Genomic DNA, 12,075 nt, shown 5'->3' with positions numbered 1-12,075 from the left:
GCCGGACGTCACCGATCATCAAGTCAACCTGTCGAAACTCGTTAGACATAAGCTTATCCTCAAGCCTGTGCTTGAGCCTTCCTGCTTATGCTGAGTGTCCGGTCGAAAATGGGGGCAGTTCAACCATTGAGATCGCGGCCAGGAAGCACCAGTTCGTTGATTGGTGAGCAGTCGCCCCCTCACCGGCTCCAAATGTTGCAATGTTTCCCACGACGTTTTTATCGAGCCGGCCAAAAATTCCTGGGATTTGTTGCCTTTACTCAGATAGGGAATCTAGCGTGTGGCGTTTCACGCGTTCTGGCAGTCGGGATAATCGCAGTTCKGTATAAGTTTCTCGCCGTCGACAATGATCATGGCGGGATTCTTGGTCCAGTCTTCGCTGGATACATTCAGAAGCTGCTTCATTTCGTCGTTGGCATATTCATCTGAAAGGATAACGGCATTCAAGCGATCACTTGTCGAGTAATCATAAACCTTCTGTGTWCCATCGGGATACTCAACATGAAATATAACGCGCGTCACCTTTCCGCGAAGTTCTCTCACAATTGGTTCTCCTTCAAATATATAATGCAACTTTAAATATAATATACTGTCGACGTCAAGCGTATATTTCGATGCGCCGGGAGAATGCCATGTTGAATCCATTTGAACACGGCGGAAAAGTGAAGCAGACCAGTTTGGTGAGAGCCTCTACCGTCACACCATAGATATCTGAGCCGCAATATGGCTCTTGCTTCACCTGGGTCTCGGTTCGGCGAGACGCGTCAGGATCGCTTGTTGAATGTATGTTTCACTGCAGGAAATGGCTTGGCTCGAACATCGACGCTATACTCAGCTGCAGCCGTAGGCGTCCGTTCTCCAAGCTGGTCATAACGCTTGACGAAGCGCGCGTGAAATCCGTCAAAAGGCCGAGCATAGGCTTGGCTGGGCGAGAACTGATCGTCATAACCACAGCGGCCCGGTTTCCCGGGCCGCGTTTCAACAGGTTTGCCGGAAGCTTAGATGAGCTTGGCGAAGGCTACGGCCGTGTCGGACATACGGCTGGAGAAGCCCCACTCGTTGTCGTACCAGGACAGGACGCGCACGAAATTGCCTTCCATGACCTTYGTCTGATCGGTTGCGAAGATCGACGAGTGGCTGTCGTGGTTGAAGTCGCGGGAGACGAGCGGCTCGTCGGTGTAGCCGAGGATGCCCTTCAGCTTGCCGTTTGCAGCGGCCTTGATCGCTTCGTTGATTTCGCCGACMGAGGTGGCCTTCTTGGCAACGAACTTGAAGTCGATGACCGAGACGTTCGGGGTCGGAACGCGGATCGAGGTGCCGTCGAGCTTGCCCTTGAGGTGCGGCAGCACAAGGCCAACGGCCTTTGCGGCGCCCGTCGAGGTCGGGATCATCGAGAGGGCAGCGGCGCGGGCGCGATACAGGTCCTTGTGCATCGTGTCGAGCGTCGGCTGGTCGCCGGTGTAGGAGTGGATGGTCGTCATGAAGCCATGGTCGATGCCRACGGCGTCGTCGAGAATCTTGACGACCGGYACCARGCAGTTCGTGGTGCAGGAGGCGTTGGAGATGACCAGATGCTCCTTGGTGAGCTGGTCATGRTTGACGCCGAAGACGACCGTCAGGTCAGCGCCGTCGGCAGGAGCCGAAACGATGACGCGCTTGGCGCCTGCCGTCAGGTGAGCGGCTGCCTTGTCGCGGGCGGTGAAGATGCCGGTGCATTCCATCGCGATGTCGACACCCAATTCCCCATGGGGAAGGGTAGCCGGATCCTTGATSGCGGTGACCTTGATCGGCTTGCCGTTGCCGACGGTGATCGTGTCGCCTTCGACCTTCACGGTCGCTGGGAAACGGCCATGGATGGAGTCGTAACGGAGCAGGTGGGCGTTGGTCTCTACCGGGCCGAGGTCGTTGATGGCGACGACTTCGATGTCGGTGCGGCCGGATTCAACGATGGCGCGAAGAACGTTGCGGCCGATACGTCCGAAACCGTTGATGGCAACCTTGACTGTCATGTGCATTCACTCCCTAGAGGTGGGGCTTACAGATAGTAGGTGAGGAAGTGCCCGAAGGCACTTCCGTTGAAATCAGCCCGTTAAAGCTTGGCTTCTGCCGCGGCGACGACGGCGTCAGCCGTGATACCGAAATGTTCGAAGACCTTCTTTGCCGGACCGGATGCGCCGAAGCCCTTCATGCCGACAAACGAGCCTTCCGGACCAATGAAAGCATCCCAGCCTTCGCGAACGGCGGCTTCGACGGCGATCTTGACCGGTGAGTTGCCGAGGATTTCCTTGCGGTAGGCATCCGGCTGATCGAAGAAGAGTTCGGTGCAGGGAACGGAAACGACGCGGGTGCTGATACCCTTGCCTTCCAGCGTTGCGCGGGCAGCCACGGCCAGTTCCACTTCCGAGCCGGACGCGAAGATCGTGACCTTGGCGTCGGCATTGCCTGATAGCGTGTAAGCGCCGAGTTCGCAGAGGTTCTTCTCATTATACTCGGTGCGGACGGTCGTCAGGTTCTGGCGGGTGAGTGCCAGCGCAGACGGATGGTCCTTGCTCTTCATGGCGATCTGCCAGCATTCGGCCGTTTCGACGGCGTCTGCCGGGCGGAAGACCCGCAGGTTCGGAACGGCGCGCAAACCAGCGATCTGCTCGACCGGCTGATGGGTCGGACCGTCTTCGCCGACGCCGATCGAGTCATGCGTGAGCACGTGGATGACACGAATGCCCATGAGAGAGGCAAGGCGGATCGGCGGGCGGCAATAATCCGAGAAGATCATGAAGCCGCCGCCATAGGGGATAAGACCGCCGTGCAGCGCGATACCGTTCATGGCAGAGGCCATGCCGTGCTCGCGGATGCCCCAGTGCATGTAGCGTCCGGCAAAATCCGTCGGCGTGATCGAATGCATCTGGCTGGTCTTGGTATTGTTCGACGGAGTCAGGTCGGCGGAGCCGCCAAGCGTTTCCGGCACGAAGCCGTTGATGACTTCAAGCGCGTCTTCAGATGCCTTGCGGGAGGCGATCGTCGGCTTGGTCTCTGCGAGCTTCTTCTTGTAGTCGTCTATGACCTTGTCGAAACCATCAGGCAGATCGCCAGCGAAACGGCGGCTGAACTCGGCCTTGGCCGGTGACTTGGAAAGGGTCTCTTCCCAGGCCTTGACGATATTGTCGGAGCGGGTGCCGGCAGCGCGCCATGCGTCGAGGATGTCGGAAGGGATGACGAAAGGCTCGTATTCCCAGTTCAGCGCCTTGCGGGTGGCGGCGATTTCGTCGGCGCCGAGTGGGTTGCCGTGCACCTTGTGGGTACCCTGCTTGTTCGGAGCGCCGAAGCCGATGACGGTCTTGCAGGCGATGAAGGTCGGGCGGTCGGACTTGTGGGCGGCTTCGATCGCGTCTGCGATGGCGGCCTGGTCGTGGCCGTCGATCTCGATCGTGTTCCAGTGAACGGCCTTGAAACGGGCGACCTGGTCGGTCGAGTCCGACAGCGATACGGCGCCGTCGATGGTGATCGAGTTGTTGTCCCAGAAGAGGACCAGCTTGTTGAGCTTCAGGTGGCCGGCAAGCGCGATCGCCTCATGGCTGATGCCTTCCATCAGGCAGCCGTCGCCATTGATGACGTAGGTGTAGTGGTCCTGCAGATCGGAGCCGAATTCCTCGCGCAGCTTGCGCTCGGCAATCGCCATGCCGACGGCATTGGCAATACCCTGGCCAAGCGGGCCGGTGGTCGTTTCGATGCCGGTGGCATGGCCGTATTCCGGATGGCCGGCGGTCTTGGAGCCGAGCTGACGGAACTGCTTCAGGTCCTCGACCGACATGTCCGGATAGCCGGTCAAATAGAGAAGCGAGTAGAGCAGCATCGAGCCATGACCGGCAGAGAGAACAAAGCGGTCGCGGTTCGGCCAGTGCGGCTTCTGGGGATCGAAGCGGAGATATTTGGTAAAGAGGACCGTTGCCACATCCGCCATGCCCATCGGCATGCCCGGGTGGCCGGAATTCGCCTTTTCGACAGCATCCATGGAGAGGAAACGGATCGCATTCGCCATCCGGTCGTTTTGTTCGCGTGAGGTCATGGCTTTTCCGCTAGTTCCGGGTTTGAGGATGGCCTCGAGCCTGCCAAGACCATCAATGAGAGCGGTCGAGACATACCAGTTGGAACGGCCAAGTCAACAAAATGGAAGCCGTTTGGAGGCCGGGTGCGACGATTTTTGACATTTGACCGTCAAGTTTTACAAAAGACGAATCTTGTGTGACAGGCTTGTGTAAATCGCTCATCCACAGAATAGGGCGGGGTGCAGCGGGGAGGCTTTATTGACGTGCTCCGGGCTAGCTGCATATCCTCTTGAAAATACAGGGTCGGCGGCAGAGGCCGATTCGCGGGTCTTGTGCGGGGAACCGGAAAAGACATGACGCCTAATGGCAACATCATCGAAGCTGCGCTTACGGAGCTGAAACAGGCAATCTCGGGCCTAGAGAATGCCGTCGACATGCGCATCGAGCGCCAGCGTGAGCAGGGCGAGATCGAAGGCGAGGTCCGCCGCGTGCATGCCGACCGCTCGCGCCTTGCCCAGGAGCTCGATCAGGCCGAATTCCGCGCGAACCGGCTGGAAGAGGTCAATCGCGAGGTTTCGCGGCGTCTGGTGACGGCGATGGAAACGATCCGCGCGGTTCTTGACCGCTAAGAGGACTTGATGACATGGCGCAGGTAACGGTAACGATCGACGGCAAGGCCTATCGCATGGCCTGCGAAGAAGGCCAGGAAGATCACCTGACTGACCTCGCGGTGCGTTTCGACCGTTATGTCGGCCATCTCAAGGGGCAGTTCGGCGAGATCGGCGATCTCCGGATCACCGTCATGGCCGGGATCATGGTCATGGACGAGATCTCGGAGCTGACGCGACGTGTTGCCCGGCTGGAATCGGAGCTGGAGACGCTCCATAGCAACCGGGACACGGTCCTTGCCGCCACCGCTCGCACGGAAGAAGGCATTGCAGTTGCGCTTTCGGAGGTCACTAGCCGTATTCAGGGCATTGCCGACAAGCTGAACGGCCGCACGCCCGCCGAGCTTAATTAATTTGGGAGAGCAGTGCTGACCCACTGGTGCGGTGCTGCAAATGCCCCTATATTCTCTTACGCGGTCTGTGCTTCTCGACAGGAACAATGAATCCTCGGGGCCATACCCGATCCTTAGGGAGCTGTCCCTGTCCAGGCTCGTGGGTCTGGATACACGGCGCCCACCTACTTTCGTAGGCGCCCAGGATCGAAAGTTTCCACCGGTTGTGTGGATCGCGCTTCTCTCTTTCGGCCGGGTTCTTCCCCGTTGCGGGATATCTCCCGATAAGCTCTCTAGTCGCCCGGCGGCTCCGTCCAGCCGGTGAGCTTCGCCCAGTCGTAGGCGCCCTCCATGATAATATCGAATACCGGATCCTTGATGTCGTAATAGGCATTGACGTCATCGGGGAAATAGCCGGCGAGGCGTTGTTTGATCAGCCCGTAGGCCGCGGTGGCCGTCGGATGGGCGCGCAAAAAATCCCGGCAGAGAAGCGGATAGCGTTGATTGAAGCGGCCTCTTCCGCGGATATGCACATTTGCAGCACGGCCGGTGCTCTTGAAGAGCAGCTTTTGCAACTCGCCCTCCGCCAGATCGAGGCCCGGCGGGCAATGGTCGGTCACGCCTGCGCGGCGGATGAAGCCTTCCCGCTCGAAAGCTGTGTCGTTGATCTGATCGAGGGAGACGACGCTGAGCTGAACGTCAATGATATCCTTGGCAGCGAGATCAGGCACGGCGGTGGAACCGATGTGGTGGATCACAACGTCGGCTGGCGCTACGCGCAGGAGGGCCTGTTTCAGGCCCAGGAAGTCGTCGCTCCAGCTCTGTCTTGGCGGATGAATTTCTATTGGCATGAGGCTCGCTATCTTTTCGCCGTGACGGGCCTATGACAGGCTTGATATCCAGCCTAGCGGATATTGCTGACCAGGAAATCGATGAAGGCGCGGATGCGCGCCGCCAAGTGCTCGTGACCGGGATAGACGGCGTGGATGAGCTCGATATCCTCCGGATTATAGGCTTCAAGCACAGGTAACAAAGTTCCGGCGTCGATATCTGGCTGCACATGGAATTGGCCGACGCGTGCAAGACCAAGGCCGGCGAGGCAAAGACTGCGTGCTGTCGGTCCATTGTTGGTTTCAAAGTTGCCGAAAATGGGTCTTGCGAAACGATCGCGGCTTTGGGGATCGCGGAACGGCCATTCCGCCGCACCCGCAAGGAAGCTGAAGGTCAGGCAATTGTGACGTTCGAGATCGTCAGGAGTCTCCGGGATTCCCTCCCTTTTCAAATAGTCTGGTGACGCAACGATAATGCGGCGGCTTTCGAGCAGCTTGCGCGCCTTCAGGGAAGAGTCGCGCAAGGCGCCTGAGCGGATGGCAATATCGGCGCGCTCGCCGACAATATCGATGATGCCGTCGTTAAGTGCGAGATCGAGATCCACCTCCGGATAGAGATTCAAGAAATCCGGAACCAGCGGCACGATATAGCGAACGCCGAAGGCGACGGAAGTGCTGACGCGCAGACGTCCCCGCGGCACTGCCGCCCCGCCGGCGGCAACGGCACGTTCCGTCTCCTCGATGTCTGAGAGAATACGGCGGGAGCGTTCGAGATAGATTTCGCCTTCCGGCGTGAGCTGCAAAGCGCGGGTGGTGCGCACCAGAAGACGCGTAGCGAGACGCTCTTCCAGCCGCGTTACGAGCTTGCTGACGGCGGAGGGCGAAAGCCTGAGTTTGCGGCCAGCTGCCGAGAAACTCTGAAGTTCGGCGACCTGCACGAAGACATCCATCTCGCCGATGCGGTTGTCCATGACACCCTATCTTGAATTCAATTCACAACTGTTGAGCCATTATAGGCTGTTATCGAGCAGGTGCGCCACGCCCATATTCCGGCCCGAACAAGAATCAAACCATCGGGTTACTCTCATGCCACTTGCTCTCTTTGCGTTGACGATCGCCGCCTACGCGATCGGCACGACGGAATTCGTCATCGTCGGCCTGCTGCCGACGGTCGCCAACGATCTCCACATCACCCTGCCGCTCGCCGGCCTCATCGTCAGCGTTTACGCGCTGGGCGTCACCTTCGGTGCGCCGATCCTGACAGCGTTGACCGGGCGGATCGAGCGTAAGCCGCTCCTGCTCGGGCTGATGGCGCTTTTTGTTATCGGCCACATCATTGCCACGCTCAGCCCAGGCTACGAAGTGCTCTTGATTGCCCGTGTCGTCTCGGCTTTCGCACACGGCGTCTTCTTCTCCGTCGGTTCCACGATCGCTGCCGATCTGGTGCCGGAAAACCGCCGGGCATCGGCTATCGCCATGATGTTCATGGGCTTGACGGTCGCCATCGTGACCGGCGTTCCGCTCGGCACCTTCATCGGCCAGACCTTCGGCTGGCGTACCACCTTCGGTGTCGTCGCCGGTCTCGGTGTCGTTGCCTTTGCCGGCATCGCCTTGCTGCTGCCATCGAACCTCAAGAAGGCTCCGCCGGCCAGCATCGGCGAACAGATCCGCGTGCTTGCCACCGGTCGCTTGCTGCTCGTCTATGCAATGACCGCGCTCGGCTATGGCGGCACGTTCGTTGCCTTCACCTTCCTCGCGCCGATCCTCGAGCAGATCACTGGCTTTGCCTCCTCGGCCGTTGCCTTGATCCTGATGCTCTATGGCGTGGCGATTGCCATCGGCAATGTCGTCGGCGGGCGCATTTCCAACCGTGATCCCGTCAAGGCGCTGACTGTTCTGTTCATCGCCCAGACGCTGGTGCTGGTGCTCTTCGGCTTCACCGCGATTTCACCCTGGCTGACGATCCCGACGCTCGCGATCCTCGGCTTCCTGTCCTTCGCCAATGTGCCGGGCCTGCAGCTCTATGTCGTGCAGCTCGCACGTGAGCTCCGGCCGAATGCAGTCGATGTCGCCTCGGCGCTCAACATCGCCGCCTTCAATCTCGGCATCGCCTTGGGCGCCTGGATCGGCGGTCTGGTCGTCGAGTCCCGCTTCGGGCTGGGTGCAACGCCTTTCGTTGCGGCAGCGCTTGTTGCTGTCGCCCTTGGTCTCACCATCAGGAGCGGCGCACTCGACCGCCGCTCCACGCCTGCTGCGGCTGTTGCCGGCAGCGCCGCCTGATCTCTGCGTATTGAAAGGAAACAGCATGAAAATCGTCAGCGCCAATGGCGCCTCCATCCCCACCCTCGGCTTCGGCACGTTCCGCGTGCCAGGTCCTGATGCAGAACGCATGGTCTCGCATGTGCTTGCCACTGGTTATCGCCACATCGACACAGCGCAAATCTATGGCAATGAGGCCGAGGTTGGAGACGGTATCCGCCGTTCCGGCGTCGCACGCGGTGATCTCTTCCTGACCACCAAGGTCTGGGTCGAGAACTACAAGCACGCTGCCTTCATTGCCTCGGTGGACGAGAGCCTGAAGAAGCTCAGGACCGACTATGTCGATCTGCTGCTTCTCCATTGGCCGAACGAAGTCGTGCCGCTTGCCGAGCAGATCGATGCGCTGAACGAAGTCGCAAAGGCAGGCAAGGTGCGCCACATCGGCGTGTCGAACTTCAACACCGGCCTGATGCGAGAGGCCGTCAAGCTCAGCAGCCTGCCCATCGTCACGAATCAGGTCGAATATCATCCTTATCTCGACCAGACGCCGGTGCTCCGCGCTGCGAGCCAGCTCGATATGTCTGTCACCGCCTACTATGCCATGGCCGACGGCAAGGTGCTGAAAGATCCGGTGCTGCAGGAGATTGCGGCCAGTCACGGCAAGTCGGTCGCCCAGATCGTGCTGCGCTGGATCGTGCAGCAGGATGTCATTGCGCTGTCCAAGACTGTCTCGGAAGAGCGGGCGAACGAAAATGCGGCGATCTTCGATTTCGCGCTGACGGCGGATGAGATGGCGGAGATCCAGGCGCTGGCACGGGCCAATGGCCGAATTGTCAATCCGGATGGATTGGCGCCGGTCTGGGACAAGACCGCTTAAGGAAACGGGCGCTTCGGCGCCCGTTTTGCCGTACCGGATCAGCGGCCTTGGAGCGGGTAAGGACCATCCTCAAAGATCTGGTCGTGATAGCCCTTGGACCCGACAATGCGGGCGAGCGGGCTCCTCCAATCCTTGCCATCAGCTTCGGCAGGACAACCTATAATTTATGCAGCAGGATGCAGAAATTCTGCAGGCTCAGCCGAGCGTTGTGACCAGCCGTACATCGCTGCCGTCGGCAAGGAAGGTGCGCACCCAAAGAACATATCCGACGGTGATAGGCAGTACCCCAGGGCAGCAAAGCTCACTAAAGCGAGGGAGTGTCGAGTTCGCTTTTCAGCCGGTCCAGGATGGAGAGCGCATGCCCGGCATAGGCGCTGATCCAACGGTCATGGATCTGCTTGATCGGCAGGCTGTTCAGGTGGTTCCAGCGCTCCCGGCCTTCCTTCCTGGCTATGACCAGATCAGCTTCTTCGAGCACCTTCAAATGCTGCATGACGGTGCAGCGGTCCATCTCGGGAAAGGCTTCGCAAAGCGCACCGGTTGTGCGGGGTGCATCCTTCAGAAGGTCGAGAATGTCGCGGCGGCGGCGGTGCGCCAACGCCTTGAAAATGGGGTCGTCATCCGATTCGCTTGACATGTTATGTTTTTATAACATAATTGGGCGAGATACAACGGGGAAGAGGAGGAAGTCACATGTCCCTCAATATTCGCGTCTCGGGCCGTATCGGCCGCCCGGTGGCTGATGTCTTCGATGCGGTCGTCAATCCGAAGAGCCTGTCGGGCTATTTCACAACGGTCGGCGGAGCGAGCGCGCCGCTTGTGCAGGGCACGACGGTTACCTGGTGGAAGGATGTGCCGGTCGAGGTGGTCGAGCTCGTGCCCGACAGCAAGATCGTGCTGCGCTGGGATGGCGCCACGGACGAGGAGAAGAAGCCTTATAAGACGCTTGTGGAGATGAATTTCAAACCGCTTGATGATGGTGGCACCATGGTGACTATCGCCGAAGACGGCTGGCGCGAGGATGAGCCGGGGCGGCGCGGAACCTACCAGAACCTGGAGGGCTGGACGCAGATGTTCTGCTGCATGAAGGCCTTTGTCGAATACGGCATCAACCTGCGCGACGGCATGTTCCTCAGCGAGATGCGCGGCGAGCAGGCCAAAGCGCAGGAAGGTTGAGAGGAAGTGCCATGAGCGATTTGATCTATGGCGGCGTCGACGTTGCGATGAAGGTTCCGGCGCATCAGTATGAGGCCACTATTTCCTTTTACCGCGACGTTGTGCAGCTGAAGGAAATCGAAGGGGAGGATGTCTCCTTCGAACTCGGGCCGATCCGGCTCTGGATCGACAAGGTGCCGACCATGAGCCAGGCCGAGCTCTGGCTGGAATTCATGACGCCTGACTTCGACAGCGCCGCGGAGCATCTGGAGAAGGCCGGTGTTCCGCGCTGCGATCCCATCGAGCCGTTGCCCTCCAGCCTCCGCGGTGGCTGGATCCTTAATCCGGCTGGCATCGTGCATCTGGTGCGAGAGACTGGCCGCGGCTGACGRCATCCAAGAGACCGCTCGATGGACATAGATAGCCGCCGATGAGGCGGCTATCTGCTTTTGAAGGGTTGGAATTGCTCTTCAAAGACGGCAAGGTAGGAGGCGCGAGAGGTAGAGCCCTGCGCAAGATGCAACAGACGCATTCGCCTTTGTGACAGAGACTTCGCTTGCCTGTCACGATGCGGGTGCTAATTTCCGGAATCATATCGATTTAAATCCCAGGAGATTTCAGATGCAGCTTGGCATGGTAGGTTTGGGCCGTATGGGCAATTACATGGTCCAGCGCTTGATGCGGGGCGGCCACGAGTGCGTGGTTTATGACGCCAAGCCCGAAAGCGTAACCGAGCTTGTCGGCCTCGGTGCCGAGGGCAGCGCCTCGCTCGAAGAATTCGTCTCGAAGCTCGCGCGCCCGCGTGCGGTGTGGCTGATGCTGCCGGCGGCCATCACCGACAAGGTGATTGCAACGCTTCTTCCGCTGCTGCATGACGGCGATATCCTGATCGACGGCGGCAATTCCTACTATCACGACGATATCCGCCGCGGGGCGGAGCTCATCACCAAGGGCATTCACTATGTCGACGTCGGCACCAGCGGTGGCGTCTTCGGCCTCGAGCGCGGCTACTGCCTGATGATTGGCGGCGAAAAGGGCATCGTGCAGCATCTTTCACCGATCTTCGCGACGTTGGCGCCGGGCGATGGCACCACGGAAGCCTCGCCGAACCGCACGGCTGAAGCTGCGGCTCTCAGCACCGCCGAGCAGGGATTCCTGCATTGCGGCCCGCATGGTGCCGGCCATTTCGTCAAGATGGTACATAACGGCATCGAATATGGCCTCATGGCCGCCTATGCCGAAGGCCTCAACATTTTGAAGCACGCCAATGTCGGCGCCCTGACGCATGAGGCGGATGCCGAGACGGCGCCGCTCTCCCACCCGGAATTCTATCAGTACGATTTCAACCTGCCGGAAATTTCCGAAGTCTGGCGCCGCGGCAGCGTCATCACCTCCTGGCTGCTCGACCTGACGGCCGATGCGCTGCACAAGGATCCCGTCCTTACCCAATATGCGGGTCGTGTTTCGGATTCCGGCGAAGGGCGCTGGACGATCATGGCCGCTATCGACGAAAGCGTGCCGACGCCGGTGCTGAGTGCCGCACTCCATGGCCGTTTCTCCTCGCGCGACCAGGATGAATTCGCCAACAAGGTGCTTTCGGCCATGCGCGCCGGCTTCGGCGGCCATGCCGAGAAGCCGCACAAATAGGCGAAACATATTGTTCTGCTGTGATGAGCCGCCGGCCGCGAGGCCGGCGGCTTTCTTTTGACCATGATCAGCTAGACCGTTTGTTCGTCTGGCTTTTCCGCTGCGGCGCTTGCATAAATGCCTGACGTACGAAACCGGAGGCGGGCATGCGGCGAATTTCAGCGATCGGCATCTGCAGCATCATGATGCTGCTTTCTCTTTTCAGTGCCGTTTACGCACAGACGACCCCGGCAGCCTCTCCTGATGTTGCGCCGCCGCCTGCCC

At 59.6% G+C, this 12,075-nt stretch carries 13 protein-coding genes, 1 other RNA gene and 1 pseudogene; 8 read left to right on the top strand and 7 right to left on the bottom strand.

The genetic code is table 11. The annotated features are described in order from the left end of the window. Positions 1–288: 288 nt before the first annotated feature. The 3 genes from AC1D35_RS32720 to tkt form a co-directional block, all read right to left on the bottom strand. Entirely contained in the window at positions 289–543 is a 255-nt protein-coding gene (locus AC1D35_RS32720) for a hypothetical protein (protein WP_477941999.1), read from the bottom strand. 455 nt (positions 544–998) lie between these two features. After that, on the bottom strand, positions 999–2,009 hold the full coding sequence (gene gap / locus AC1D35_RS32715) for a type I glyceraldehyde-3-phosphate dehydrogenase (protein ID WP_113295359.1): 1,011 nt from the start codon (positions 2,007–2,009) through the stop codon (positions 999–1,001). A gap of 80 nt (positions 2,010–2,089) precedes the next feature. Beyond that, positions 2,090–4,063 carry a transketolase gene (gene tkt / locus AC1D35_RS32710; protein WP_113310266.1) on the bottom strand — a complete coding sequence of 658 codons (1,974 nt, stop codon included), beginning with the start codon at positions 4,061–4,063 and terminating at the stop codon, positions 2,090–2,092. 333 nt (positions 4,064–4,396) lie between these two features. Here tkt and AC1D35_RS32705 point away from each other — a divergent pair, with 333 nt between their 5' ends. The 3 genes from AC1D35_RS32705 (at position 4,397) to ssrS (ending at position 5,282) form a co-directional block, all read left to right on the top strand. After that, the gene (locus tag AC1D35_RS32705) at positions 4,397–4,672 is read left to right on the top strand and encodes a DUF4164 domain-containing protein (protein WP_112545050.1); all 276 of its coding nucleotides are present in this window, start codon (positions 4,397–4,399) and stop codon (positions 4,670–4,672) included. A 14-nt stretch (positions 4,673–4,686) separates the two neighbouring features. Then, on the top strand, positions 4,687–5,064 hold the full coding sequence (locus tag AC1D35_RS32700) for a cell division protein ZapA (RefSeq protein ID WP_477941997.1): 378 nt from the start codon (positions 4,687–4,689) through the stop codon (positions 5,062–5,064). Between the two features lie 59 nt (positions 5,065–5,123). Next, positions 5,124–5,282: non-coding RNA, 6S RNA (gene ssrS, locus AC1D35_RS32695), on the top strand. 54 nt (positions 5,283–5,336) lie between these two features. Here the strand turns inward: ssrS and AC1D35_RS32690 are convergent. Continuing rightward, on the bottom strand, positions 5,337–5,894 hold the full coding sequence (locus AC1D35_RS32690) for a GrpB family protein (RefSeq protein ID WP_113310265.1): 558 nt from the start codon (positions 5,892–5,894) through the stop codon (positions 5,337–5,339). Between the two features lie 53 nt (positions 5,895–5,947). Further along, positions 5,948–6,844, bottom strand: coding sequence for a LysR family transcriptional regulator (locus tag AC1D35_RS32685; protein ID WP_113310264.1), 897 nt, complete (start codon positions 6,842–6,844; stop codon positions 5,948–5,950). Positions 6,845–6,959: 115 nt separating this feature from the next. On the opposite strand from AC1D35_RS32685, the gene AC1D35_RS32680 reads away from it, so the two are divergent. After that, positions 6,960–8,153, top strand: coding sequence for an MFS transporter (locus AC1D35_RS32680; RefSeq protein WP_113310263.1), 1,194 nt, complete (start codon positions 6,960–6,962; stop codon positions 8,151–8,153). Positions 8,154–8,178: 25 nt separating this feature from the next. Next, complete coding sequence (locus AC1D35_RS32675) at positions 8,179–9,009, top strand: aldo/keto reductase (RefSeq protein ID WP_113310262.1); 831 nt, start codon at positions 8,179–8,181, stop codon at positions 9,007–9,009. Positions 9,010–9,047: 38 nt separating this feature from the next. Here AC1D35_RS32675 and AC1D35_RS32670 read toward each other — a convergent pair. Next, positions 9,048–9,149, bottom strand: a pseudogene (locus AC1D35_RS32670) (NAD-dependent epimerase/dehydratase family protein); the annotation flags it as partial. Between the two features lie 164 nt (positions 9,150–9,313). After that, positions 9,314–9,646 carry a metalloregulator ArsR/SmtB family transcription factor gene (locus AC1D35_RS32665; RefSeq protein ID WP_113310261.1) on the bottom strand — a complete coding sequence of 111 codons (333 nt, stop codon included), beginning with the start codon at positions 9,644–9,646 and terminating at the stop codon, positions 9,314–9,316. Between the two features lie 56 nt (positions 9,647–9,702). Between AC1D35_RS32665 and AC1D35_RS32660 the strand changes: the two genes are divergently transcribed. The 3 genes from AC1D35_RS32660 (at position 9,703) to gnd (ending at position 11,811) form a co-directional block, all read left to right on the top strand. Next, positions 9,703–10,185, top strand: a complete 483-nt coding sequence (locus AC1D35_RS32660) for an SRPBCC domain-containing protein (RefSeq protein WP_113310260.1) — start codon at positions 9,703–9,705, stop codon at positions 10,183–10,185. An 11-nt stretch (positions 10,186–10,196) separates the two neighbouring features. After that, positions 10,197–10,553, top strand: coding sequence for a VOC family protein (locus AC1D35_RS32655; protein ID WP_113310259.1), 357 nt, complete (start codon positions 10,197–10,199; stop codon positions 10,551–10,553). A 232-nt stretch (positions 10,554–10,785) separates the two neighbouring features. Continuing rightward, positions 10,786–11,811: a phosphogluconate dehydrogenase (NAD(+)-dependent, decarboxylating) gene (gnd, locus tag AC1D35_RS32650; protein WP_113295369.1), complete on the top strand. Its 1,026-nt coding sequence runs from the start codon at positions 10,786–10,788 to the stop codon at positions 11,809–11,811. Positions 11,812–12,075: the final 264 nt, after the last annotated feature.

It is taken from the genome of Rhizobium sp. P1_E6, from assembly GCF_056405875.1.
This window is presented reverse-complemented; position numbering and strand designations above follow the sequence as displayed.

Excerpts from the sequence above, each read along its gene's own strand:
- AC1D35_RS32690 (WP_113310265.1), bottom strand. The coding sequence starts at position 5,894 with ATGCCAATAGAAATTCATCCGCCAAGACAGAGCTGGAGCGACGACTTC.
- AC1D35_RS32685 (WP_113310264.1), bottom strand. The coding sequence starts at position 6,844 with ATGGACAACCGCATCGGCGAGATGGATGTCTTCGTGCAGGTCGCCGAA.
- AC1D35_RS32655 (WP_113310259.1), top strand. The coding sequence starts at position 10,197 with ATGAGCGATTTGATCTATGGCGGCGTCGACGTTGCGATGAAGGTTCCG.
- AC1D35_RS32665 (WP_113310261.1), bottom strand. The coding sequence starts at position 9,646 with ATGTCAAGCGAATCGGATGACGACCCCATTTTCAAGGCGTTGGCGCAC.
- AC1D35_RS32680 (WP_113310263.1), top strand. The coding sequence starts at position 6,960 with ATGCCACTTGCTCTCTTTGCGTTGACGATCGCCGCCTACGCGATCGGC.
- gnd (WP_113295369.1), top strand. The coding sequence starts at position 10,786 with ATGCAGCTTGGCATGGTAGGTTTGGGCCGTATGGGCAATTACATGGTC.
- AC1D35_RS32705 (WP_112545050.1), top strand. The coding sequence starts at position 4,397 with ATGACGCCTAATGGCAACATCATCGAAGCTGCGCTTACGGAGCTGAAA.
- tkt (WP_113310266.1), bottom strand. The coding sequence starts at position 4,063 with ATGACCTCACGCGAACAAAACGACCGGATGGCGAATGCGATCCGTTTC.
- AC1D35_RS32660 (WP_113310260.1), top strand. The coding sequence starts at position 9,703 with ATGTCCCTCAATATTCGCGTCTCGGGCCGTATCGGCCGCCCGGTGGCT.
- AC1D35_RS32675 (WP_113310262.1), top strand. The coding sequence starts at position 8,179 with ATGAAAATCGTCAGCGCCAATGGCGCCTCCATCCCCACCCTCGGCTTC.
- AC1D35_RS32700 (WP_477941997.1), top strand. The coding sequence starts at position 4,687 with ATGGCGCAGGTAACGGTAACGATCGACGGCAAGGCCTATCGCATGGCC.